The sequence below is a fragment of the Streptomyces niger genome (genome assembly GCF_000718305.1).
Taxonomy (GTDB): domain Bacteria; phylum Actinomycetota; class Actinomycetes; order Streptomycetales; family Streptomycetaceae; genus Streptomyces; species Streptomyces niger.
In genome coordinates this window covers 50,301-72,384 of sequence record NZ_JOFQ01000013.1, presented here as the reverse complement: position 1 = coordinate 72,384, position 22,084 = coordinate 50,301, and the positions used below count along the sequence as shown (strand labels likewise).

At 70.8% G+C, this 22,084-nt stretch carries 16 protein-coding genes; 7 read left to right on the top strand and 9 right to left on the bottom strand.

All coding sequences use genetic code 11. The features are described from left to right. Positions 1-236: 236 nt before the first annotated feature. From IF20_RS24550 to IF20_RS24525, 6 genes are all read right to left on the bottom strand, one after another. Complete coding sequence (locus IF20_RS24550) at positions 237-1,442, bottom strand: PAC2 family protein (protein ID WP_234426803.1); 1,206 nt, start codon at positions 1,440-1,442, stop codon at positions 237-239. 354 nt (positions 1,443-1,796) lie between these two features. Further along, a complete protein-coding gene (locus IF20_RS24545; protein ID WP_052867464.1) occupies positions 1,797-2,468 on the bottom strand; it encodes a FadR/GntR family transcriptional regulator in 672 nt (223 codons plus the stop codon). 170 nt (positions 2,469-2,638) lie between these two features. Next, complete coding sequence (locus IF20_RS24540; RefSeq protein ID WP_052867463.1) at positions 2,639-4,252, bottom strand: glycerol-3-phosphate dehydrogenase/oxidase; 1,614 nt, start codon at positions 4,250-4,252, stop codon at positions 2,639-2,641. A gap of 14 nt (positions 4,253-4,266) precedes the next feature. Then, positions 4,267-5,814, bottom strand: coding sequence for a glycerol kinase GlpK (gene glpK, locus IF20_RS24535; protein WP_052867462.1), 1,548 nt, complete (start codon positions 5,812-5,814; stop codon positions 4,267-4,269). Positions 5,815-5,871: 57 nt separating this feature from the next. Continuing rightward, complete coding sequence (locus IF20_RS24530) at positions 5,872-6,660, bottom strand: MIP/aquaporin family protein (RefSeq protein WP_052867461.1); 789 nt, start codon at positions 6,658-6,660, stop codon at positions 5,872-5,874. 237 nt (positions 6,661-6,897) lie between these two features. Next, positions 6,898-7,662, bottom strand: coding sequence for an IclR family transcriptional regulator (locus tag IF20_RS24525; protein WP_052867460.1), 765 nt, complete (start codon positions 7,660-7,662; stop codon positions 6,898-6,900). Positions 7,663-7,958: 296 nt separating this feature from the next. On the opposite strand from IF20_RS24525, the gene metH reads away from it, so the two are divergent. The 4 genes from metH to IF20_RS24505 all read left to right on the top strand — a co-directional run bounded on the left by metH (position 7,959) and on the right by IF20_RS24505 (position 16,046). After that, positions 7,959-11,471, top strand: a complete 3,513-nt coding sequence (gene metH / locus IF20_RS24520; protein WP_052867459.1) for a methionine synthase — start codon at positions 7,959-7,961, stop codon at positions 11,469-11,471. A gap of 176 nt (positions 11,472-11,647) precedes the next feature. Then, the gene (locus IF20_RS24515) at positions 11,648-12,349 is read left to right on the top strand and encodes an HAD family hydrolase (protein ID WP_052867458.1); all 702 of its coding nucleotides are present in this window, start codon (positions 11,648-11,650) and stop codon (positions 12,347-12,349) included. A 374-nt stretch (positions 12,350-12,723) separates the two neighbouring features. Next, positions 12,724-14,331, top strand: coding sequence for an ABC transporter substrate-binding protein (locus IF20_RS24510; protein WP_052867457.1), 1,608 nt, complete (start codon positions 12,724-12,726; stop codon positions 14,329-14,331). 128 nt (positions 14,332-14,459) lie between these two features. Beyond that, positions 14,460-16,046, top strand: a complete 1,587-nt coding sequence (locus IF20_RS24505) for an ABC transporter substrate-binding protein (RefSeq protein WP_052867456.1) — start codon at positions 14,460-14,462, stop codon at positions 16,044-16,046. A 75-nt stretch (positions 16,047-16,121) separates the two neighbouring features. Here IF20_RS24505 and IF20_RS24500 read toward each other — a convergent pair whose 3' ends face one another. After that, positions 16,122-16,793, bottom strand: coding sequence for a response regulator (locus IF20_RS24500; RefSeq protein ID WP_052867455.1), 672 nt, complete (start codon positions 16,791-16,793; stop codon positions 16,122-16,124). Further along, positions 16,790-17,740 (bottom strand): RecB family exonuclease, encoded by a 951-nt coding sequence (locus IF20_RS24495; RefSeq protein WP_110944507.1) that lies wholly within the window; start codon positions 17,738-17,740, stop codon positions 16,790-16,792. The genes IF20_RS24500 and IF20_RS24495 overlap by 4 nt, the downstream gene beginning before the upstream one ends. A gap of 149 nt (positions 17,741-17,889) precedes the next feature. On the opposite strand from IF20_RS24495, the gene IF20_RS24490 reads away from it, so the two are divergent. The 3 genes from IF20_RS24490 (at position 17,890) to IF20_RS24480 (ending at position 21,556) form a co-directional block, all read left to right on the top strand. Next, positions 17,890-19,302: a site-2 protease family protein gene (locus tag IF20_RS24490; protein ID WP_052867454.1), complete on the top strand. Its 1,413-nt coding sequence runs from the start codon at positions 17,890-17,892 to the stop codon at positions 19,300-19,302. A 309-nt stretch (positions 19,303-19,611) separates the two neighbouring features. Then, complete coding sequence (locus tag IF20_RS24485; protein WP_234426802.1) at positions 19,612-20,652, top strand: tRNA (adenine-N1)-methyltransferase; 1,041 nt, start codon at positions 19,612-19,614, stop codon at positions 20,650-20,652. Positions 20,653-20,950: 298 nt separating this feature from the next. Continuing rightward, positions 20,951-21,556: a hypothetical protein gene (locus IF20_RS24480; RefSeq protein ID WP_052867453.1), complete on the top strand. Its 606-nt coding sequence runs from the start codon at positions 20,951-20,953 to the stop codon at positions 21,554-21,556. 81 nt (positions 21,557-21,637) lie between these two features. On the opposite strand, the gene IF20_RS24475 is transcribed toward IF20_RS24480, so the two are convergent. Beyond that, positions 21,638-21,931 (bottom strand): ferredoxin, encoded by a 294-nt coding sequence (locus IF20_RS24475; RefSeq protein ID WP_030252045.1) that lies wholly within the window; start codon positions 21,929-21,931, stop codon positions 21,638-21,640. Between the last annotated feature and the right edge of the window lie 153 nt (positions 21,932-22,084).

Genomic DNA, 22,084 nt, shown 5'->3' with positions numbered 1-22,084 from the left:
TCACCCTGCTACCTCCGTCCGGCTTCGTCCAGCCGCCGGAAGCCCGAGTGTTTGGGATCCGGCCGAAGTGGGAAGCGGGGGCGAATCGGCCGGAAACCGTATGACGCACCGTCAAGCGGTCAAACACTACGGAGACGTACGCGGGACGTTGGGGCGGAAGTGCCCGCAGACCACCTGGCCGGAGGCGGGAACGACGAAGCGGGGCGGTGCAAATGCACCGCCCCGCTCCGTTCCGGTCAGTCCTCCGAGGAATCGGGATCAGGGGAGTCCGGCCGGTCCGCCGGGTCCGCGCTCCCGGACCCCTTCGCGTCCGTGCCCTCGGACTCCGTCGAGGCCGCGCCTCCCGATCCCTTCGGGCCCGCGTCCTCGGAGCCCTCGGCAGCCGGCGGCCCGCCGGCGTCCGCGGTCCGCTCCTCGCCCGGCTCGCGGTCCGGCTTGCCCTGCTGCTTCGCGGGGCCGTCCTCCGCGCGGGCCGGCCCTTGCCCGCCCTCCGCCTTCGGCGGCTTGGGCGGCCGGGTCCGCCCGCTGGGGGAGTCGCGCAGGTAGCCGCCGTCGCGGCCGTCGCCGAGCCCGCCGTCGGTGGCCAGCCCAGGCCCGGCCTGCGGGTCCCGCCGGCGCAGGTAGCGCTCGAACTCCCGGGCGATGGCCTCGCCCGACGCCTCCGGCAGCTCGGCGGTGTCCCGGGCCTCCTCCAACGACTGGACGTACTCGGCGACCTCGCTGTCCTCGGCCGCCAGCTGGTCCACGCCCAGCTGCCACGCCCGCGCGTCCTCGCTCAGCTCGCCCAGCGGGATCCGCAGGTCCAGCAGGTCCTCCAGGCGGTTGAGCAGCGCCAGCGTCGCCTTGGGGTTGGGCGGCTGCGAGACGTAGTGCGGCACGGCCGCCCAGAGGCTCACCGCCGGCACCCCGGCGTGCGTGCAGGCCTCCTGGAGGATGCCGACGATGCCCGTCGGGCCCTCGTACTTGCTCTCCTCCAGGTCCATCGTGCGCGCCAGGTCGGGGTCGGAGGTGACGCCGCTGACCGGGACCGGGCGGGTGTGCGGGGTGTCGCCGAGCAGCGCGCCGAGCACGACGAGCATCTCCACGCCCAGCTCGTGCGCGAAGCCCAGGATCTCGTTGCAGAAGGACCGCCAGCGCATGCTCGGCTCGATGCCGCGCACCAGCACCAGGTCGCGCGGCTTGTCGCCGCCCACCCGCACCACGGAGAGCCGGGTCGTCGGCCACGTGATCTTGCGTACGCCGTCCTCCAGGAAAACGGTGGGGCGGTTGACCTGGAAGTCGTAGTAGTCCTCGGCGTCCAGCGCGGCGAAGACCTCGCCCTTCCACTCCCGGTCCAGGTGCGCGACCGCGGCGGAGGCGGCGTCGCCGGCGTCGTTCCAGCCTTCGAACGCGGCCACCATGACCGGATCGATCAGCTCGGGCACCCCCTCCAGCTCGATCACCCGACGCCTCCTTCCGGCCGGTGCGCCCTCTTCGGCGGCCACCGGTCACTGTTCCCGTTCCGTGCGCCCCCAGCCTACGGCGTCCGTGGTACCCGAACGCAGCCCCTCTGCACTAACGAGTGCTCATTCATCCGATCTGTCCCTGTCAACTGACGGGCCTCTCCCGGGCGATGCCCGAGCGACCGGGCCAGACATCGGAGCGCAGGACAGATCGGATGTCCCGCCACGCCGCCGCCCGGGCCGGACCACCGTACGGCCCCGGCGGCGGCCGCGGGGCGCCCGGCACGACGGCCGGTTTCCACGGCCCGCGAGCCACCCCCGGAACGGCCCGCCGGCCTCAGCGGGAGCCGGCCGTCACAGGGACGCCCGCAGCCACTGCTCCACGCTGGCGATGTGCACGGTGGCCCAGGAGCGGGCCGCCTCCGCGTCGCGGGCCCGCAGCGCGGCGACGATGGCCCGGTGCTCGGTCAGCGTGCGGGTCACCGCGTCCTTCTGGGTCAGCCCGCGCCAGATGCGGGCGCGGGTGGTGGGCCCGGAGAGGCCGTCCAGCAGCGAACAGAGCACCGAGTTGCCGGAGGCGGCCACGATGCTGCGGTGGAACTCCAGGTCGCAGGCGACCAGCTCCTCCACCGCCGGCGCGGTGCCGAGCGCGTCGAGCTGCGCGTCCAGCGCGTCCAGCTGCTCGGGCGTGAGCCGGGCCGCGGCCATCGCGGTGGCGGCCGGCTCCAGGATCCGGCGGACGGCCAGGAACTCCAGGACGGTGTCGTCGCGGTGGAAGTCCACGACGAAACTCATCGCCTCCAGGAGCAGCTGCGGGTCCAGGCTCGTGACGTACGTGCCGTCGCCCTGGCGCACGTCCAGGATGCGGATCAGCGCCAGGGCGCGGACGGCCTCGCGCAGGGAGTTGCGGGACAGGCCCAGCTCGGCGGCGAGTTCGCTCTCCTTGGGCAGCCGGTCGCCGGGGCGCAGCGCGCCCGAGACGATCATGCCTTTGATCTTCTCGATGGCCTCGTCCGTGACCGCCATGGCCGACCTCCCCGCTCGCAACGCCTGAAAGCCCGAAAACCGCCGCCAGACATCGGATGTCTGATGGGGAGCCATTATGCCCGTATGCCCGCGGGAACGCGGCGGGGCGGGACCCGGTACCCGGAATCCCGCCCCGTCCCCGGCGGCGGAACCGCCCGCCGGGCGTGGCCTCAGCCCTTGCGCGCGGCCAGCACGTCCTCGACCTTCGCGCGGACCTCGTCCGTCGCCAGGCCCCGGATCGTCAGCGTCGTACGGCGACGCAGCACGTCGTCCGCGGTCTCCGCCCACTCGTGGTCGCGGGCGTAGACGACCTGGGCCCAGATCTCGGGCGCGTCGGGGTGGATCCGCTCGGCCAGCGCCGGGTCCTCGTTCGCCAGGCGCGCGATGTCGAAGGACAGCGAGCCGTAGTGGGTGGCCAGGTGCCGGGCGGTGTCGGCCGACATGTGCGGGCCGGGGTTGCCGCCGTCGACCAGCAGCCGGTGCGCGACCGCCTGCGGGTTGGCGATGCCCGGCAGCGGCAGCTTCTTCGGCAGCTCCGAGATCGGCTCCATGTCCTCGCCGAGCGGGTGTCCGGGCAGCGCGGCGAGCTTGTTCATGACAGTACGTCCGATGTGCCGGAACGTCGTCCACTTGCCGCCGGCCACCGACAGCATGCCGCCGGCGCCCTCGGTGACGACCGTCTCGCGCTTGGCCTTGGAGGTGTCGCCGGGACCGCCCGGCAGCACCCGCAGGCCCGCGAAGGAGTAGGTGATCAGGTCGCGGGAGAGCTGCTGGTCCCGGACGGAGAACGCGGCCTCGTCCAGGATCTGCGCGATGTCCTTCTCGTTGACCGCGACGTCCGCCGGGTCGCCCTCGTACTCCTCGTCGGTGGTGCCCAGCAGCAGCTGGTCCTCCCACGGCAGCGCGAAGGTGATGCGGTACTTGTCGATCGGGGTCGCCAGCGCCGCGTTCCAGGCGGAGGTGCGCTTGAGGACCAGGTGCGCGCCCTTGGAGAGGCGGATGGAGGGGGCCGCGGCGGGGTTCTCCATCTTGCGCAGGTGGTCCACCCACGGCCCGGTGGCGTTCAGCACCAGGCGGGCGTTGACGCCGAACTCGGTGCCGTCGGTACGGTCCTTCAGGTCGGCGCCGGTGACCCGGCCCTGGGTGAAGCGCAGCCCGGTGACCTCGGCGTGGTTCAGCACGGTCGCGCCGGCCTCGACGGCCGCGCGGACCGTCATCAGGGCCATCCGGGAGTCGTTCATCTGGTCGTCGCCGTACACGGCCACGGCCTTGAGGTTCTCCGTGCGCAGCTCCGGCACGTCGCGCTGGGCCTTGGCCGGGCTGATGACGTGGCCGACGCCGTCGCCGAACGCGGAGAGCGCGGAGTAGGCGAAGACGCCCGCGCCGAGCTTGGCCGCGCCGTGCGGGCCGCCCTTGTAGACCGGCAGGTAGAAGGTCAGCGGGTTCGACAGGTGGGGGGCGACCTGGCGGGAGACGGCGCGGCGCTCGAAGTGGTTCTCCGCCACCAGCTTCACCGCGCCGGTCTGCAGGTAGCGCAGGCCGCCGTGGAGCAGCTTGGAGGAGGCGGAGGAGGTGGCGCCGGCGAAGTCACCGGCGTCCACCAGCGCAACCCGCAGCCCCGACTGCGCGGCGTGCCAGGCGGTGGAGATGCCCAGGATGCCGCCGCCGATCACCAGGAGGTCGTACGTCGCCTTGTCGAGCCGCTCCCGGGTCTCGGCGCGGCTCGGGAGCGAACCGTCGGCCGGGTGCGTCCCGAGTGCCGGGACGCTCTGCAGGGTGCTCATGATCTTGCTCCTCGTCAGCTCTCGTCGTCGATCCAGCCCATGGTCCGCTCGACGGCCTTGAGCCAGCTCTTGTACTCGCGGTCACGGGTGGCCGCGTCCATACGGGGGGTCCATTCGGCGGCCCGCCGCCAGTTGGCGCGCAGCTCGTCGGTGCCGGACCAGAAGCCCACGGCCAGGCCGGCCGCGTAGGCAGCGCCGAGGCAGGTGGTCTCGGCGACCATCGGGCGCACCACGGGCGCGTCCAGGAAGTCCGAGATCGTCTGCATCAGCAGGTTGTTGGAGGTCATGCCGCCGTCGACCTTCAGCGAGGTCAGCTCGACGCCGGAGTCCTTCGTCATGGCGTCGGTGATCTCGCGGGTCTGCCAGGCGGTGGCCTCGAGGACGGCGCGCGCGATGTGCGCCTTGGTGACGTACCGGGTCAGGCCCGCGATCACGCCGCGCGCGTCGGAGCGCCAGTACGGGGCGAACAGGCCGGAGAAGGCCGGTACGAAGTAGGCGCCGCCGTTGTCCTCGACCGTGGAGGCCAGGGTCTCGATCTCGGCGGCGGAGTTGATGAGGCCCATCTGGTCGCGCATCCACTGCACCAGCGAGCCGGTGACGGCGATGGAGCCTTCCAGCGCGTAGACCGGGGCCTGGTCGCCGATGCGGTAGCCGACCGTGGTCAGCAGGCCGTTGTAGGAGTTGACGGGCTCGTCGCCGGTGTTCATCAGCATGAAGGTGCCGGTGCCGTACGTGGACTTGGCCTCGCCCTTGTCGAAGCAGGTCTGGCCGAAGAGGGCGGCCTGCTGGTCACCGAGCGCGGAGGCGACCGGGACACCGGCCAGCACGCCGGAGGCGGTCTCGCCGTAGATCTCGGCGGAGGACCTGATCTCCGGGAGCACGGCGGCGGGGATGCCCATCGAGCTGAGGATCTTGGGGTCCCACTCCAGCTTGCGGAGGTTCATCAGCATGGTGCGGGAGGCGTTGGTGACGTCGGTGACGTGCTTGCCGCCGTCGACGCCGCCGGTGAGGTTCCAGATGACCCAGGAGTCCATGGTGCCGAAGAGGATGTCGCCGGCCTCGGCGCGCTCACGCAGGCCCTCGACGTTGTCCAGCAGCCAGCGGATCTTCGGCCCGGCGAAGTACGAGGCGAGGGGGAGGCCGGTCTCGCGGCGGAAGCGGTCCTGGCCGACGTTGCGGCCCAGCTCCTTGCAGAGCGCGTCGGTGCGGGTGTCCTGCCAGACGATGGCGTTGTGGACCGGCTCGCCGGTGTTCTTGTCCCAGAGCAGCGTGGTCTCGCGCTGGTTCGTGATGCCGATGGCCTTCACGTCGGCGGCGGTGATGCCGGCCTTCTCGATGGCGCCGGCCACGACCTGCTGGACGTTCTCCCAGATCTCGGTGGCGTCGTGTTCGACCCAGCCGGGCTTGGGGAAGATCTGCTCGTGTTCCTTCTGGTCGACCGAGACGATGCGGCCGTCGCGGTCGAAGACGATGCAGCGGCTGGAGGTCGTGCCCTGGTCGATGGCGGCGATGAACGGCCCATGGCCGTGGGAGGAAGTGCCGGTGGGGTGGGTGTCGCTCATGGTGTGTGCTCCAGGAGGTGCGGTGGCTTGCGGCTCTGTTACGGCTCTGGCTCGGTCTCAGGCGAAGGCGACGTTGTAGATGCCGCCGGCGATGGCCCCGCCGATCAGCGGGCCGGCGACCGGGATCCAGGCGTAGCCCCAGTCCGAGCCGCCCTTGTTGGGCAGCGGCAGCAGTGCGTGCACGATGCGCGGGCCCAGGTCGCGGACCGGGTTGATGGCGTAACCGGTCGGGCCGCCCAGCGAGAGGCCGATGCCGACGACGACCAGCGCGGTCAGCAGCGCGCCGATCGGGCCGACGCCCTTGCCGTCGTCGCTCAGGCCCTGGGTCAGGATCGCCAGGATGAGCACGGTCGTGGCGATGATCTCGGTGACCAGGTTCTGCCACGCGTTGCGGATCTCCGGGCCGGTGGAGAAGACGCCGAGCACCGGGCCGGCCTTCGGGGCCTCGGCCTGGTCGACGAGACCCTCGTCACCCCGCGGCGGGTTGATCACCTCGGGGTCGGTGAGGTGGGCCTGGAACTGGCCGTAGTAGGCGAGCCACACACAGACCGCGCCGATCATCGCGCCGAGCAGCTCACCGGCGAAGTACACCGGGACCTGACTCCACTCGATGCCGCCCTGGATGGCCAGGCCGACCGTGACGGCGGGGTTCAGGTGCGCGCCGGACTTGGCGGCGATGTACGCGCCGGTGAGGACGGCGAATCCCCAGCCGAGGGAGATCGCCACCCAGCCGGCCTCGTGCGCCTTCGAGCGCTTGAAAGTGACGGCGGCGCACACGCCACCGCCCAGCAGGATCAGCACAGCGGTACCGATGGTCTCGCTGATGAAGATGTCGGAGCTGGACACCCGCGACTCCTTTGTCCTTCGTCCAGATGGACACCGAGATGCGCCGTACCCCGGGTCCCTCCGGTGGTCCGAGCCCTCGGTGAGGGCATTGATCGGCGATCCGGCACTGCCCACCATACGACAATCGTCGTAAGGTGTTCGACAATGCCGACCGACGAACGGCAGTTTTGTTTACGGCCAGTAGCCCGTCAAGGGTTCTGTGAAGGAAAACCTAAGCCGAAAAACCGGGCAAAACGGTTAGAAGCGCTGTGCGCCCAGATCCCTGGACACGGCCCGTGCGCAGTCCCTCACCGCGGCGACGATGTCGGGACGCAGCTCACCGTCCCGCTGCACCCGCTCCACGGCACCGGTGATGCCCACCGCGCCCACCGGCATCCGCCGCCGGTCGTGGATCGGCGCGGCCACCGACGCCACGCCCTCCCAGGTCTCCTCCACGTCCGCCGCCCAGCCCCGCGCGCGGGTGAGATCCAGCACGCCCTCGAAGGCCTCCAGGTCGGTGAGGGTGCGCGCGGTGAACGCCTCCCGCTCCCCCTCCACCGCCTCGCTGTGCGCCACCGGGTCGTACGCGGAGAGGACCTTGCCCAGCGCGGTGCTGTGCAGCGGCTGCATGGCGCCCACTTCCAGCACCTGCCGGCTGTCGTCCGGCCGGAAGACGTGGTGCACGATCAGCACGCCCTGCTGGTGCAGCACCCCCAGGTAGACGCTCTCGCCACTGGAGCGGGCCAGGTCGTCGGTCCACACGAGGGCGCGCGCCCGCAGCTCGTGCACGTCCAGGTAGCTGTTGCCCAGCCGCAGCAGCTCGGCGCCCAGCTGGTACCGGCCCGAGGCCGCGTCCTGCTCCACGAAGCCCTCCTGCTGGAGGGTGCGCAGGATGCCGTGGGCCGTGCCCTTGGCCAGGTCCAGCGAGGAGGCGATGTCGGAGAGCCCCAGACGCCGTTCGCCGCCGGCCAGCAACCGCAGCATGGCCGCGGCGCGCTCCAGCGACTGAATGGTCCGTGCCATGGAGCAACCTCCGGGAAGAGCGGTTCGACAATGCCAAACGATATCGGTCGATGCCGACCCGAGGGGAGTGGGCCGTACACCGAACCATGATCATGGTCGGGCGAGCGACGCGCCCACCCGCCCGTCCGGGGACCGATCCGGCGTAAGCCGGGCCCGGCCCTGCCGTACGAGTGCGACGCCGTCCCACGCCGTGATACGCCCACCACCGAAAAGCGCGCGGCAGATACCCTGTCCCGGTGCGTCCTCGTACCGGAGGACGCAAAGCCGACAGCCGTCGCAACCACGGGAGCATCTCCATGGCCTCGCACACGCCTACGACCACACCCTCAGCCCGCATCGACGCATTCCGTGAGGCCCTCGCCTCGCGCGTCGTGGTCGCCGACGGAGCCATGGGCACCATGCTCCAGGCCCAGGACCCCAGCCTGGACGATTTCCAGCAGCTCGAAGGCTGCAACGAAATCCTGAACCTCACCCGCCCCGACATCGTGCGCTCCGTCCACGAGGAGTACTTCGCGGTCGGCGTGGACTGCGTCGAGACCAACACCTTCGGCGCGAACCATGCGGCACTGGGGGAGTACGACATCCCCGAGCGGGTCTTCGAACTGTCCGAGGCCGGCGCGCGCATCGCCCGCGAGGTCGCCGACGAGTTCACCGCCTCCACCGGCCGGCAGCGCTGGGTGCTCGGCTCCATGGGCCCCGGCACCAAGCTGCCCACCCTGGGCCACGCCCCGTACACCACGCTGCGCGACGCCTACCAGCAGAACGCCGAAGGCATGATCGCCGGCGGCGCGGACGCGCTGCTGGTGGAGACCACCCAGGACCTGCTGCAGACCAAGGCCGCCGTCCTCGGCGCCCGTCGCGCCCTGGACGCCACCGGCACCCACCTTCCGATCATCTGCTCCGTCACCGTCGAGACCACCGGCACGATGCTGCTGGGCTCCGAGATCGGCGCCGCGCTGACCGCGCTGGAGCCGCTGGGCATCGACATGATCGGCCTGAACTGCGCCACCGGCCCGGCCGAGATGAGCGAGCACCTGCGCTACCTCGCCCGCCACTCCCGCGTCCCGATCTCCTGCATGCCCAACGCGGGCCTGCCGGTCCTGGGCAAGGACGGCGCGCACTACCCCCTGACGGCGGCCGAGCTGGCCGACGCGCAGGAGACCTTCGTGGGTGAGTACGGCCTCTCGCTGGTCGGCGGCTGTTGCGGCACCACCCCCGAGCACCTGCGGCAGGTCGTGGAGCGGGTGCGCGGCGCCGCCCCGACCGAGCGCAGCCCCCGCCCGGAGCCGGGCGCCGCCTCGCTCTACCAGACCGTCCCCTTCCGCCAGGACACCTCCTACCTGGCGATCGGGGAGCGGACCAACGCCAACGGCAGCAAGAAGTTCCGTGAGGCCATGTTGGAGGGCCGCTGGGACGACTGCGTGGAGATGGCCCGGGACCAGATCCGCGAGGGCGCGCACATGCTGGACCTGTGCGTGGACTATGTGGGCCGGGACGGTGTGGCCGACATGGCCGAGCTGGCCGGGCGGTTCGCCACCGCCTCCACGCTGCCGATCGTGCTGGACTCCACCGAGGTGCCCGTCATCCAGGCCGGGTTGGAGAAGCTCGGCGGCCGCGCGGTGATCAACTCGGTCAACTACGAGGACGGCGACGGGCCGGAGTCGCGTTTCGCGAAGGTCACCGCGCTGGCCAAGGAGCACGGCGCCGCGCTGATCGCGTTGACCATCGATGAGGAGGGCCAGGCCCGTACCCCCGAGCACAAGGTGGCCATCGCCGAGCGGATCATCGAGGATCTGACCGGCAATTGGGGTATCCGCGAGTCCGACATCCTCATCGACACCCTGACCTTCACCATCTGCACCGGTCAGGAGGAGTCCCGCAAGGACGGCATCGCCACCATCGAGGCGATCCGCGAGCTGAAGCGGCGCCATCCGGAGGTGCAGACCACGCTGGGTCTGTCCAACATCTCCTTCGGCCTGAACCCGGCCGCGCGGATCCTGCTGAACTCCGTGTTCTTGGATGAGTGCGTCAAGGCGGGCCTGGACTCGGCGATCGTGCACGCGAGCAAGATCCTGCCGATCGCGCGGTTCGATGAGGAGCAGGTGACCACCGCGCTGGATCTGATCTATGACCGGCGCGAGGGCGAGTACGACCCGCTGCAAAAGCTCATGCAGCTCTTCGAGGGGGCCACGGCGAAGTCGCTGAAGGCGGGTAAGGCCGAGGAGCTGGCCGCGCTGCCCCTGGAGGAGCGGTTGCAGCGGCGCATCATCGACGGCGAGAAGAACGGCCTGGAGGCCGACCTGGACGAGGCGCTGGAGACCACCCCGGCGCTGGACATCGTCAACAACACCCTCCTGGCCGGCATGAAGGTCGTCGGTGACCTCTTCGGCTCCGGCCAGATGCAGCTGCCGTTCGTGCTCCAGTCCGCCGAGGTCATGAAGACCGCGGTGGCCTACCTGGAGCCCCACATGGAGAAGGTGGAGGGCGACGAGGGCAAGGGCACCATCGTGCTGGCCACCGTCCGCGGCGACGTCCACGACATCGGCAAGAACCTCGTCGACATCATCCTCTCCAACAACGGCTACAACGTCGTCAACCTGGGCATCAAGCAGCCGGTCTCCGCGATCCTGGAGGCCGCCGAGGAGCACAAGGCCGACGTGATCGGCATGTCCGGGCTGCTGGTGAAGTCCACGGTGATCATGAAGGAGAACCTGGAGGAGCTCAACCAGCGCAAGATGGCCGCCGACTTCCCCGTCATCCTCGGCGGCGCGGCGCTGACCCGCGCGTACGTGGAGCAGGACCTGCACGAGATCTACGAGGGCGAGGTCCGCTACGCCCGCGACGCCTTCGAGGGCCTGCGCCTGATGGACGCGCTGATCGCCGTCAAGCGCGGCGTGCCCGGCGCCACCCTGCCGGAGCTGAAGCAGCGCCGGGTGCCCAAGCGGGACATCGCGGAACTGGAGGTCGAGGAGCCGGAGGGCTCGGTCCGCTCGGACGTCGCCACCGACAACCCCGTCCCCACCCCGCCGTTCTGGGGCACCCGGGTGGTCAAGGGCATCCAGCTCGCCGACTACGCCTCCTGGCTGGACGAGGGCGCGCTCTTCAAGGGCCAGTGGGGCCTGAAGCAGGCCCGTACGGGTGATGGCCCGACGTACGAGGAGCTGGTGGAGACCGAGGGCCGGCCGCGGCTGCGCGGCTGGCTGGACAAGCTCCAGACCGAGAACCTCCTCGAAGCCGCCGTCGTGCACGGCTACTTCCCGTGCCACTCCAAGGGCGACGACCTCATCCTGCTGAACGAGGACGGCACCGAGCGGACCCGCTTCACCTTCCCGCGCCAGCGCCGCGGCCGCCGGCTGTGCCTGGCGGACTTCTTCCGCCCGGAGGAGTCCGGCGAGACCGACGTGGTCGGCCTGCAGGTCGTCACCGTCGGCTCCAAGATCGGCGAGGAGACCGCGAAGCTCTTCGCGGCCGACTCCTACCGCGACTACCTGGAGCTGCACGGCCTCTCCGTCCAGCTCGCCGAGGCCCTCGCCGAGTACTGGCACGCCCGCGTCCGCGCCGAGCTGGGCTTCCAGGGCGAGGACCCCAGCGACATGGAGGACATGTTCGCGCTGAAGTACCGCGGCGCGCGCTTCTCCCTCGGGTACGGCGCCTGCCCGAACCTGGAGGACCGCGCGAAGATCGCGGACCTGCTGCAGCCCGAGCGGATCGGCGTCCAGCTCTCCGAGGAGTTCCAGCTCCACCCCGAGCAGTCCACCGACGCCATCGTCATCCACCACCCGGAGGCGAAGTACTTCAACGCGCGGTAGCGCGGTGAACCACTGACCGGGGCCCGGCCCGAAGCCGGGCTTCCGGTCGAGGACGAGAGCGTACGGACCGGCACAGTCGTACACTTATCGGTCCGGTAGCGGCCGGTCGTCTTTCCCCGCGGAAAGGCGGCCGGCCCTTTTGTCCCTCCGGGGACCCCTGCAACGGAGGTGTACGGATGACCAGCAGCATCCCCGCCGTCGGCACCCGAACGGCCGAAGGCTCCACCCTCCAGGCCGTCTTCCTCGATCTGGACGGCACCCTCGTCGACACCGAGAACTTCTGGTGGGAGGCGGAGGCCGAGGTCTTCGCCGACCTCGGGTACATCCTGGACGAGGCGCACCGCCAGGTGGTGGTCGGCGGCCCGATGAGCCGCAGCGCCTCGTACCTCATCCAGGCCACCGGCGCCACGATCGCGCTCGCCGAGCTGACCGTGCTGCTCAACGCCCGGTTCGCCGCCCGGATCGCCCGTGGCGTGCCGCTCATGCCCGGCGCCCGCCGGCTGCTGGCCGAGCTGGCGGCACACCAGGTGCCCACCGCGCTGGTCTCCGCCTCGCACCGCGACATCATCGACCGCATGCTCGACTCGCTGGGCGCTGAGCACTTCCACCTCACCCTCGCCGGCGACGACCTCGCGCGCACCAAGCCGCACCCCGACCCGTACCTGACCGCCGCGACCCGGCTCGGCGTGGACCCGGCGCGCTGCGCGGTGGTGGAGGACACCGTGACCGGCGTGACGTCCGCCGAGGCGGCCGGCTGCCGGGTGGTCGCCGTGCCGTCGCTGCTGCCGATCGAGCCGACCCCCACGCGGACGGTCGTGGGGTCCCTGGAAGAGGTCGATCTGCCTTTTCTGCGGTCGCTCATCACGGAAAAGGGGTGACCCGGTACTGAGCGTCGCCGGCGGAATGGCCGGCGGGACGCTGAGGAGCGGAGCGCTCATTTTGCGTGACTAATGCGGCCACTGAATTCCCATGCTGTGGGTTGCATTGTGATCCGTGACGTTTATCACGCCCCGGCCTCTCGACAGTCGGGGCGTAGCCTGTTCCAGGCGGGTATGTGAGGGGGTTGGGCGGGGGTAAGTGTCCGGATTGGTGAATCGGCGTACGAATCGTTCCGGTGTCCGGATATCGGTCACCCCGGGAGTGTTATCCCGGCGTGATATGCGCTCAACTCTGCTGTGTCACGGACCCGCTGACCGTTCCTACTAATGTCGACGCGAGCAACACCTCTGCGCTGATAAGGAACCTGCCGACGATGAATCGCAAGACCTTGGTGCTGCCGGCCCTGGCCGGTCTGCTCGCCCCTGTGCTGGCCGCCTGCGGCGGCGGCGACAGCGCAGGTGGGGACGGTAAAGCGATCGTCGTCGGCACCACCGACACCATCGAGGCGTCCAAGGCCGCACCGGCCCCCTTCGACCCCGTCCAGACCTACGACGTCGGCGCCTGGAACGTCCTGCGCGGCACCTACCAGACCCTGATGCGGCTGCCCCGTACCGGCACCGCGCCGGTCCCCGAGGCGGCCCGCTCCTGCGGTTTCCGCGACACCCGGAACGAGCAGTACCGCTGCACCCTCCGCGACGGCCTGAAGTTCTCCAACGGCGACTCGCTGACCGCGGCCGACGTGAAGTTCTCCGTCGACCGGATGCTGCGCATCAACGACACCAACGGTCCGGTGACGCTGATGAACAACATCGACACCGTCGAGACCTCCGGCCGGCACGAGGTGGTCTTCCACCTCAAGAAGCCCGACGCGACCTTCCCGCAGAAGCTCGCCACCCCCGCCGCCGCGATCGTCGACCACAAGGTCTACCCGCGCAACGCCCTCTACAAGGGCTTCGACCTGGTCGGCTCCGGCCCGTACCAGCTGGAGGCGGAGCACAGCGGCAACCGCGTCACCAAGGCCGTCTTCACCCGCAACCCCGAGTACAAGGGGGGCATCGACCCGCAGAACGACAAGGTCGAGATGCGGTTCTTCGAGGACTCCGACGCCATGGAGAATGCGCTCCGCAAGGGCGACATCGATCTGATGAACCGCACCCTGTCGCCGCATCAGATCGAGGGCCTGGAAGACGCCAGGGACTCCCACGTCGTGCTCCAGGAGACGCCCGGCCAGGAGATCCGCTACCTCGCCTTCGACACCGACGCGCCCGCCGTGCGCAACAAGGCGGTACGCCAGGCCATGGCGCAGATGGTCGACCGCCCGGCCCTGGTCCGCGACGTGTACGCACACACCGGCGACCCGCTGTACTCCCTGGTGCCGACCGGCCTCACCGGCCACATCAACTCCTTCTTCAGCAAGTACGGCAACCCCGACCCGGCCGCTGCCAAGCGCCTCCTGCGGAGCGCCGGCATCCACACGCCGGTGAAGATCACCCTCGCCTACACCGAGAACCACTACGGCTCGATCACCAAGGACGAGTTCAAGGAGCTGCAGAAGCAGTTGAACAAGGACGGCGTGTTCGACGTGACCCTCAAGGGCGTGGCCAGCTGGCAGACGTTCCGCGAGGACTCCGCCAAGGGCAAGTACCCGGTCTGGGGCATGGGCTGGTACGCCGACATCCCGGACGCCGACAACTACCTGGCGCCCTTCATCGGCAACAACAACTTCCTCGGCTCCCCGTACCGCAACCGCGAGATCGAGGACCAGCTGATCCCGGCCACCCGCCAGCAGGCGGACCGCAACGCGGCGGCGGGCAGCTTCAAGCAGGCGCAGAACATCGTGGCCGACGACGTTCCCGTCCTCCCGCTGTGGCAGGGCAAGCAGTACGTCGCCGCGCGTGACGACATCACCGGCGTGGAGTGGGCGCTGAACTCCTCCTCCGCGCTGCAGATCTGGGAACTGGGCCGCGGCGTCGCCGACTGACGCCCGAGCAACGGCCGGCCGGCGCCTCCGGGCGCCGGCCGGCCCGCCCGGAGAGCGAGCCGCTCGCTCTCATCGGCCGACGGCCTCGTCGGCAGGCAACCGCGACACCAACTGTGAGGAACGCGCACGTGAGGAAACGTGACCAGCTGCTCGCCGCCCCCTTGTGTGCGGGGCTGGCCGCAGCCCTGCTCGCCGGCTGCGGCTCGGGCGACGACGAGGGTGCCGGGGTCGGCGAACCTGTGGTCATGGGCATGACGGATGCCATCAAGTCGATCGACCCGGCGTCCGGTTACGACCCCGGCTCCTGGCTTCTGTTCAACAACGTCTTCCAGTCCCTGATCAGCTTCCCCAAGGGCAGCACCACCCCCCGCCCGGAAGCCGCCGAGAGCTGCACCTTCACGGACAACAGCAGCAAGGTCTACCGCTGCACCCTCAAGGACGGGCTGCAGTTCAGCAACGGGGACCCTCTCACGTCCAAGGACGTGAAGTACTCCTTCGACCGCACCCTGCGGATCGACGACAAGGACGGCCCCGCCGTCATGCTCGCCGGCCTGGACAAGATCCAGACCCCGGACGACAAGACCGTCGTCTTCCACCTCAAGACGCCCGACGCGACCTTCCCCCAGAAGATCGCCTCCGGCGCCGGCTCCATCGTCGACCGCAAGCAGTACCCGGCCGACAAGCTCCGCACCGACGGCAAGGCCGTCGGCTCCGGCGTCTACAAGCTCAACAGCTACAACGACAAGCAGGCCGTCTTCTCCGTCAACCCCTCATACAAGGGGCCCGCCAAGGTGAAGAACTCCGGCATGACCATGAAGTTCTTCGACTCGCAGACGGCACTGAAGGACGCCGTGCAGGCCGGCAAGGTCGACGTCGCCTACCGCGGCCTCGCCAACAAGGACATCGCCGGCCTCGACCATGCCGTCGACAGCGGCCACACCCAGGTCGTCGAGGGCGACAGCGCCGAGGTCATGCACCTGGTCCTCAACACCAAGGACCCGGTCACCGGCAAGCTCGGCGTCCGCAAGGCCATGGCGTACACCATCGACCGCGCCGCGCTGGTCCGCGACGTCTACCAGCGCACCGTCGAGCCGCTCTTCTCCATCGTGCCGGCCGGCATCACCGGCCACACCACGGCCTTCTTCGACACCTACGGGTCCCGCCCGCAGCGCGCCAAGGCCGAGGCGGCACTGCGCTCCGCCGGCATCCAGGGCAAGGCCAAGATCACCATCTGGTCGACCCCGACCCGCTACGGCCCCGACACCGACGCCGCCATGGCGGAGATCGCCCAGCAGCTCAACTCCAGCGGCCTCTTCGACGCCAAGGTCAAGAGCGTGCCGATCGACCAGTACGAGAAGGGCGTGGCCGCCGGCAAGTACGGCGTGTACGTCAAGGGCTGGGTCCCCGACTACCCGGACCCCGACAACTTCACCCAGCCGTTCTTCGGCAAGGGCAACGTCCTGAACAACGGCTACGACTCCCCGCGCATCACCGGCAGCCTGCTCCCCAGGACCGCCGCCGAGCCCGACCGCGGCGCCACCAAGAAGGACTACCGCGAGGTGCAGCAGATCGTCGCCGACGAGCTGCCGATGATCCCGCTGTGGCAGGGCAAGCAGTACGCCGTGGCCCGGGACACCGTCTCCGGCCTGGAATGGACGCTGGACTCCTCGACGGTCTTCCGCTTCTGGGAGATCAGCAAGAGCTCGGAGGACTGAGACTCCGAAGGACGGACCTGAACGCAGGAAGGCCCGGCGCGGGGAACCGCGCCGGGCCTTCCCGCATCCGCTCGCTCACTGCGCGCCGGGACGCACCAGCCCGCTCTCGTACGCGTACACCGCCGCCTGCACCCGGTCCCGCAGCCCCAGCTTCGTCAGCACATGACCCACGTGCGTCTTCACCGTCGTCTCGCTGACGAACAGATCCGCCGCGATCTCCGCGTTCGACAGCCCGCGCGCCACCAGCTTCAACACCTCCACCTCGCGCTCGGTCAGCGTGCCGAGCGTGTCCGGCACCGCCTCCTCGCCCGACGGCAGATGCGTGGCGTACTTGTCCAGCAGCCGACGCGTGATGCTCGGCGCGAGCATCGCCTCGCCGGCCGCCACCACCCGGATCGCCTGCACCAGCTCGTTCGCCGGCGCGTCCTTCAGCAGGAAGCCGCTCGCCCCGGCCCGCAGCGCCTCCACCACGTACTCGTCCAGGTCGAACGTGGTCAGCACCAGGACCTTCGCCGGGCCGTCCTTCGCCGGACCGGTGATCCGGCGGGTCGCCTCCACGCCGTCCATCCGCGGCATCCGGATGTCCATCAGCACCACGTCGGGCTGGAGCGCCCGCACCTGGTCCAGCGCCTGCATGCCGTCACCGGCCTCGCCGACGACCGCGATGTCCTGCTCCGCCTCCAGGATCATCCGGAAGCCGGTACGCAGCAGCGGCTGGTCGTCGACCAGCAGGACGCGGATAGTCACGAACTCTCCTTCGATTGGCCTGCGGCCCCATTCTGCCCTGCCGGCGCGTCCCCGGACTGCGGCGCCGGGATCACCGGGAGCACCCCACCGGGGACGGCCGCGCCCGTCGCCAGCGGATACGGCGGGGGAGTGCCGCCGAACTCCGGGCACACCGCCTGGTGGTCGCACCAGTTGCACAGCTTCGTCGGCCGCGGCCGCCAGTCACCCGAATCCGTCGCCCGCTGGATCGCGTCCCACAACGCCAGCAGCTTGCGCTCCACCCCCCGCAGATCCGCCTCGGTCGGGTCGTACGTCAGCACGTCGCCGCTGCCCAGATAGACCAGCTGCAGCCGGCGCGGCACCAGCCCGCGCAGCCGCCACAGCACCAGCGCGTAGAACTTCATCTGGAACAGCGGACCGTCGCTGTACTCCGGGCGCGGGGCCTTGCCCGTCTTGTAGTCCACCAGGCGCACCTCGCCCGTCGGCGCCACGTCCACCCGGTCGATGAAGCCACGCAGCTGCAGCCCCGACTCCAGCACCGTCTCCACGTACAGCTCGCGGTCCGCCGGCTCCAGCCGCGTCGGGTCCTCCAGCGAGAACCACCGCTCCACCAGCTTCTCGGCGTCCGCCAGCCAGCGGGACAGCCGCTCGCCCTCCGGATCGTCGGCGAACAGCTCCGCGAGCTCCGGCCGCTTCTCCAGCAGCTTCGCCCACTCGCCCGGCACCATGGCCCGCGCGCTCGGCGCCGTACGCTCCGCCGCCGGCGCATCGAAGAGCCGCTCCAGGACCGCGTGCACCACCGTGCCCCGGGTGGCCGCCTCACTGGGCTTCTCCGGCAGCTTGTCGATCACCCGGAAGCGGTACAGCAGGGGGCACTGCATGAAATCGCTCGCGCGGGAGGGCGACAGCGCCACCGGGCGCGCCGCGGCCGGCGCTGCCCGTACGGCCTTCTCGGTGCTCGTGTCCATAGCCATAGACCCTACGGCCCGCCACCGACAGCATTCCGCATACCATCGACGACGGACCGCTTCGCCCTGCATGATCGGGGTACCGAGAGCGTGGTACCGAACCGGACAGACCGGTCAGGGCGAAGGCCGCACACCGACGAGGGGACACCGTGGACGAGAGCGGGAAGCCGCAGGGCCCGCAGGACGCCCAGGAGTCCGCCGCCGCACCGCGAACCGCCCAGGACGCACCGCAGGACGGAGCGGCGGCGGAGACGGGGAAGGACGTACCCGAGAGGGGGACGGAAGAGTCGGAGGGCACGCCCGCGAAGGGCGACGGCGACGAGGAGACCACCGGCGCTCCGGCCGGCGGGGCGCCCCAGCGGCCGGCCGTCACCCCGGGGTCCGTGGACGGCGCCGCCAACGGGCGCCGCGGTCCCGGCGGCGGCATCCTCATGGGCAAGCCCTTCGGCGTGCCCGTGTACGTCGCCCCCAGCTGGTTCCTGGTCGCCGCGCTGATCACCTGGGTCTTCGGCGGCCAGCTGGAACGCGTACTGCCCGAGCTCGGCGCCGCCCGCTACCTCGTCTCCCTCTTCTTCGCCGTCGCCTTCTACGCCTCCGTACTGGTGCACGAGCTGGCGCACACCGTCGCCGCACTCCGCTTCAAGCTCCCCGTACGCCGCATCCAGCTCCAGTTCTTCGGCGGCGTCTCGGAGATCGAGAAGGAGTCCGAGACCCCCGGCCGCGAGTTCGTCCTCGCCTTCGTGGGCCCCTTGCTCTCCCTCGTGCTCGCCGGGGTCTTCTACGGCGCGATGTACCTCGTCGAGCCCGGCACGGTCCCCGGCGTCCTGATCGCCGGCCTGATGATCTCCAACCTCATAGTGGCGATCTTCAACCTGCTCCCCGGCCTCCCGCTCGACGGCGGCCGGATGCTCCGCGCCGTCGTCTGGGCCGTCACCGGCAAGCCGATGACCGGCACCGTCGCCGCCGCCTGGGTCGGCCGCGCGCTCGCCGTCACCGTGCTCATCGGCCTGCCGCTGCTCACCCACACCGGGGCCCTGGGCAACGAACGCCCCGAGATCGGCGACGTCGACTCCCTCACGGACGCCCTGCTCGCCGCGATCCTCGCCGCGATCATCTGGACCGGCGCCGGCAACAGCCTGCGCATGGCCCGGCTCCGCGCACACCTCCCCGACCTCCGGGCCCGTGCGCTCACCCGGCGCGCCGTCCCCGTGGAGCCGAGCCTGCCGCTCTCCGAAGCGCTGCGCCGCGCCAACGAAGCGGGCGCCCGCGCGCTGGTCGTCGTGGACGGGCACGGCGTACCCACCGCGGTCGTCCGCGAGACGGCGATCGTCGCCATCCCCGAGCACCGCCGCCCCTGGGTCGCGGTCAGCGGCCTCGCGCAGGACCTCAAGGAAGGCATGCGGGTCCCGGCCGAACTGGCCGGCGAGGACCTCCTGGACCACCTCCGCACCACCCCGGCCACCGAGTACCTGGTCGTGGAGGACACCGGCGAGATCTACGGCGTCCTCTCCGCCGCCGACGTCGAGAAGGCCTTCGTGGCAGCAATGGCCCGGCCCTCCTGAGGCGCCGCGCCGATCCGCCCCGTAACGCCGAGGACGGCCGCCCCGTAACGCCGAGGACGGTTCCGCCCCGGAATGCCGAGGGCGGTCCCTGCCGAGTACCCGACCGGGTCCCCGGGCGGTCCGTCCCGGTCGGCCCCGGACCCGTACCGAGCGGTTCCGGCCAAGATTCCCGCGGCCCGCTCCCGGGTAACCCCCAGCTGGGGGGACGGGGGTGTTCGACCGGCCCCGTAGGCCCCGCCCAGCCGGCCCCGGCCCCGCTCCGGCCCCGCCCTGGTACGGAGCGGTCCGCACGCCCGGTAGGCTGGTCACATGTCCGAACCGACCGGTGCCGCCCGCCGTCGCGGGCCCTTCAAGGTCGGGGACCAGGTCCAGCTCACCGATCCCAAGGGTCGCCACTACACGTTCACGCTCGAAGCGGGGAAGAGCTTCCACACCCACAAGGGAGCCTTCCCCCACGACGAGCTGATCGGCGCTCCCGAGGGCAGTGTTGTCCGTACCACCGGGAACGTCGCCTACCTCGCGCTGCGCCCCCTGCTCCCCGACTACGTCCTGTCCATGCCCCGCGGTGCCGCCGTGGTCTACCCCAAGGACGCGGGGCAGATCCTGGCGATGGCCGACATCTTCCCCGGCGCCCGCGTCGTCGAGGCCGGAGTCGGCTCCGGGTCGCTCAGCAGCTTCCTGCTGCGCGCCATCGGCGACCAGGGCATGCTGCACAGCTACGAGCGGCGCGCCGACTTCGCCGAGATCGCCACCCAGAACGTCGAGCGGTACTTCGGGGGCCCGCACCCCGCGTGGACGCTCACCGTCGGTGACCTCCAGGACAACCTCTCCGACACCGACGTCGACCGGGTCATCCTGGACATGCTCGCCCCGTGGGAGTGCCTGGACGCCGTCTCCAAGGCGCTCGTCCCGGGCGGCATCCTCTGCGCGTACGTCGCCACCACGACGCAGCTGGCCCGCACGGTGGAGGCCATCCGCGAGCACGGCACCTTCAACGAGCCGTCGGCCTGGGAGACCATGGTCCGCACCTGGCACGTCGAGGGCCTCGCCGTCCGCCCCGACCACCGCATGATCGGCCACACCGGCTTCCTGCTCACCGCCCGCCGCCTCGCGGACGGCGTCGAGCCGCCGCTGCGCCGCCGCCGGCCCGCCAAGGGCGCGTACGGCGAGGACTACACGGGCCCCGGTGGCCAGTCCGCGCCCGCCGAGGAGCAGCCGGTGCACAAGACCCCGGCACAGAAGCTGCGCGAGAAGAAGGAACGCGAGCAGCAGGAGCAGGCCGCCGGCCAGGAGCAGTCCGGGCAGCCGGAGGCAGGCCGGGAGAGCAGCGCGGACTCCGCCGAGAGCTGACCGCGTACGGCTCGCCACCGCATACCGAACCGCACGGCGCCGCCGGTGAGTTCCCCGCAGGGAACCACCGGCGGCGCCGACGCGTTTCAGGGCCCGGGCCGGTACGCGGGCCCATGGCCGGTTCCGACGTGTTTCCACCGTTCGGGAACCGCCCGCGGAGCCGCCGCGTTTCCAGGACAAGGATCGAGTTCTTCAAGTTTTCTTCTCGGTCCGGACTTGTTGGTTCCGTGGCGGGGCGTCGTGTGGAACGATGCCGGGCAACCCCCACCGCCACAGCTCTTCCCAGGAGTTATTCCGCGTGCAGTCCTTGGCAGGCCCGGACCTTCCGCACACCAGCACGAGCCTGATGCAGTGGCTCGCCACCGCGACCGCCGTCGCGGGTGTCGTCGCCCTCGCCTCCCTGGTCCAGCCTGCCGGCGCGGTCGCGACCGCCTCCGCCGCGACCTCCGCCGGCAGCCGGCCCGCCCCCGCGGCCACCGCCCCGGACGCCCGCGCCGCGCACTATCCGCTCGACTGCGGACCCAACCCCGTCCAGGTGACCGACAAGGTCTCGGGGGACCTCGACGGCGACGGCGGCCCGGAGACCGTCGCCGTGGTGCGCTGCAAGGCCGAGATGGGCACCCCGCCCAGTGGTGTGTACGTCCTCGCCGCGCCCTCCGTGAAAGGAGCGGCGCCGCGCGTCGTGGCCACCCTCGTCGACCCGGCCGACAAGATGAGCGTGCAGGGCCTCGCGCTGAGCGGCCGGGCCGTGAGCGCCACGCTCCTGGGATACTCCGCGACCGACGTGCCCCGCTGCTGCCCCGACGTCCGCAAGGGCGCCAAGTGGCAGTGGCAGGACGGCAAGTTCGTCCAGAGCGAACACTCCGCTGCGGAGGGTGACCTCCCCGCTTCCCAGGGCATCTGACCGGGCTGGGCCGGCGGGCCCGGTGCGCCCCTGCGTGGGCAGCGGCCCGCCGCGGTCCGACGTCCGGACCGTAGCCCTCCGTTACTCCGCGTCCGGCCCGTAGACCTCGGCCTTGTCCGACACGCGGCGCACGTGGATGCAGTCGCCGGGGCACTCCTTCGCGGAGTCCCGCACGTCGTTGAGCAGCGGCAGCGGAACCGGCGTGGTGGCGCCCTTGTCCTGCAGCAGCTCGTCGTCGGCGCTTTTCACGTACGCGAGCCCGTCGATGTCGAGCTCGAAAACCTCCGGCGCGTACTGCGCACAGATGCCGTCGCCCGTGCACAGGTCCTGGTCGATCCAGACCTCTAGCTCGGTGGCTTCTTCCTGGGCGCTCATCTCGCCTGCCGTTCCTGCGTGCGTTTAACCGATGTTGACTAAGTAGTGCCAGCACTGACGGGTGTTGACCGTGTCGACGATACAACCGGTCGCTTTCGGATGTTGTCGGGTGGGTATCACCCCGGGGTGAGGACGTGCGCAAGGGTGAAGATC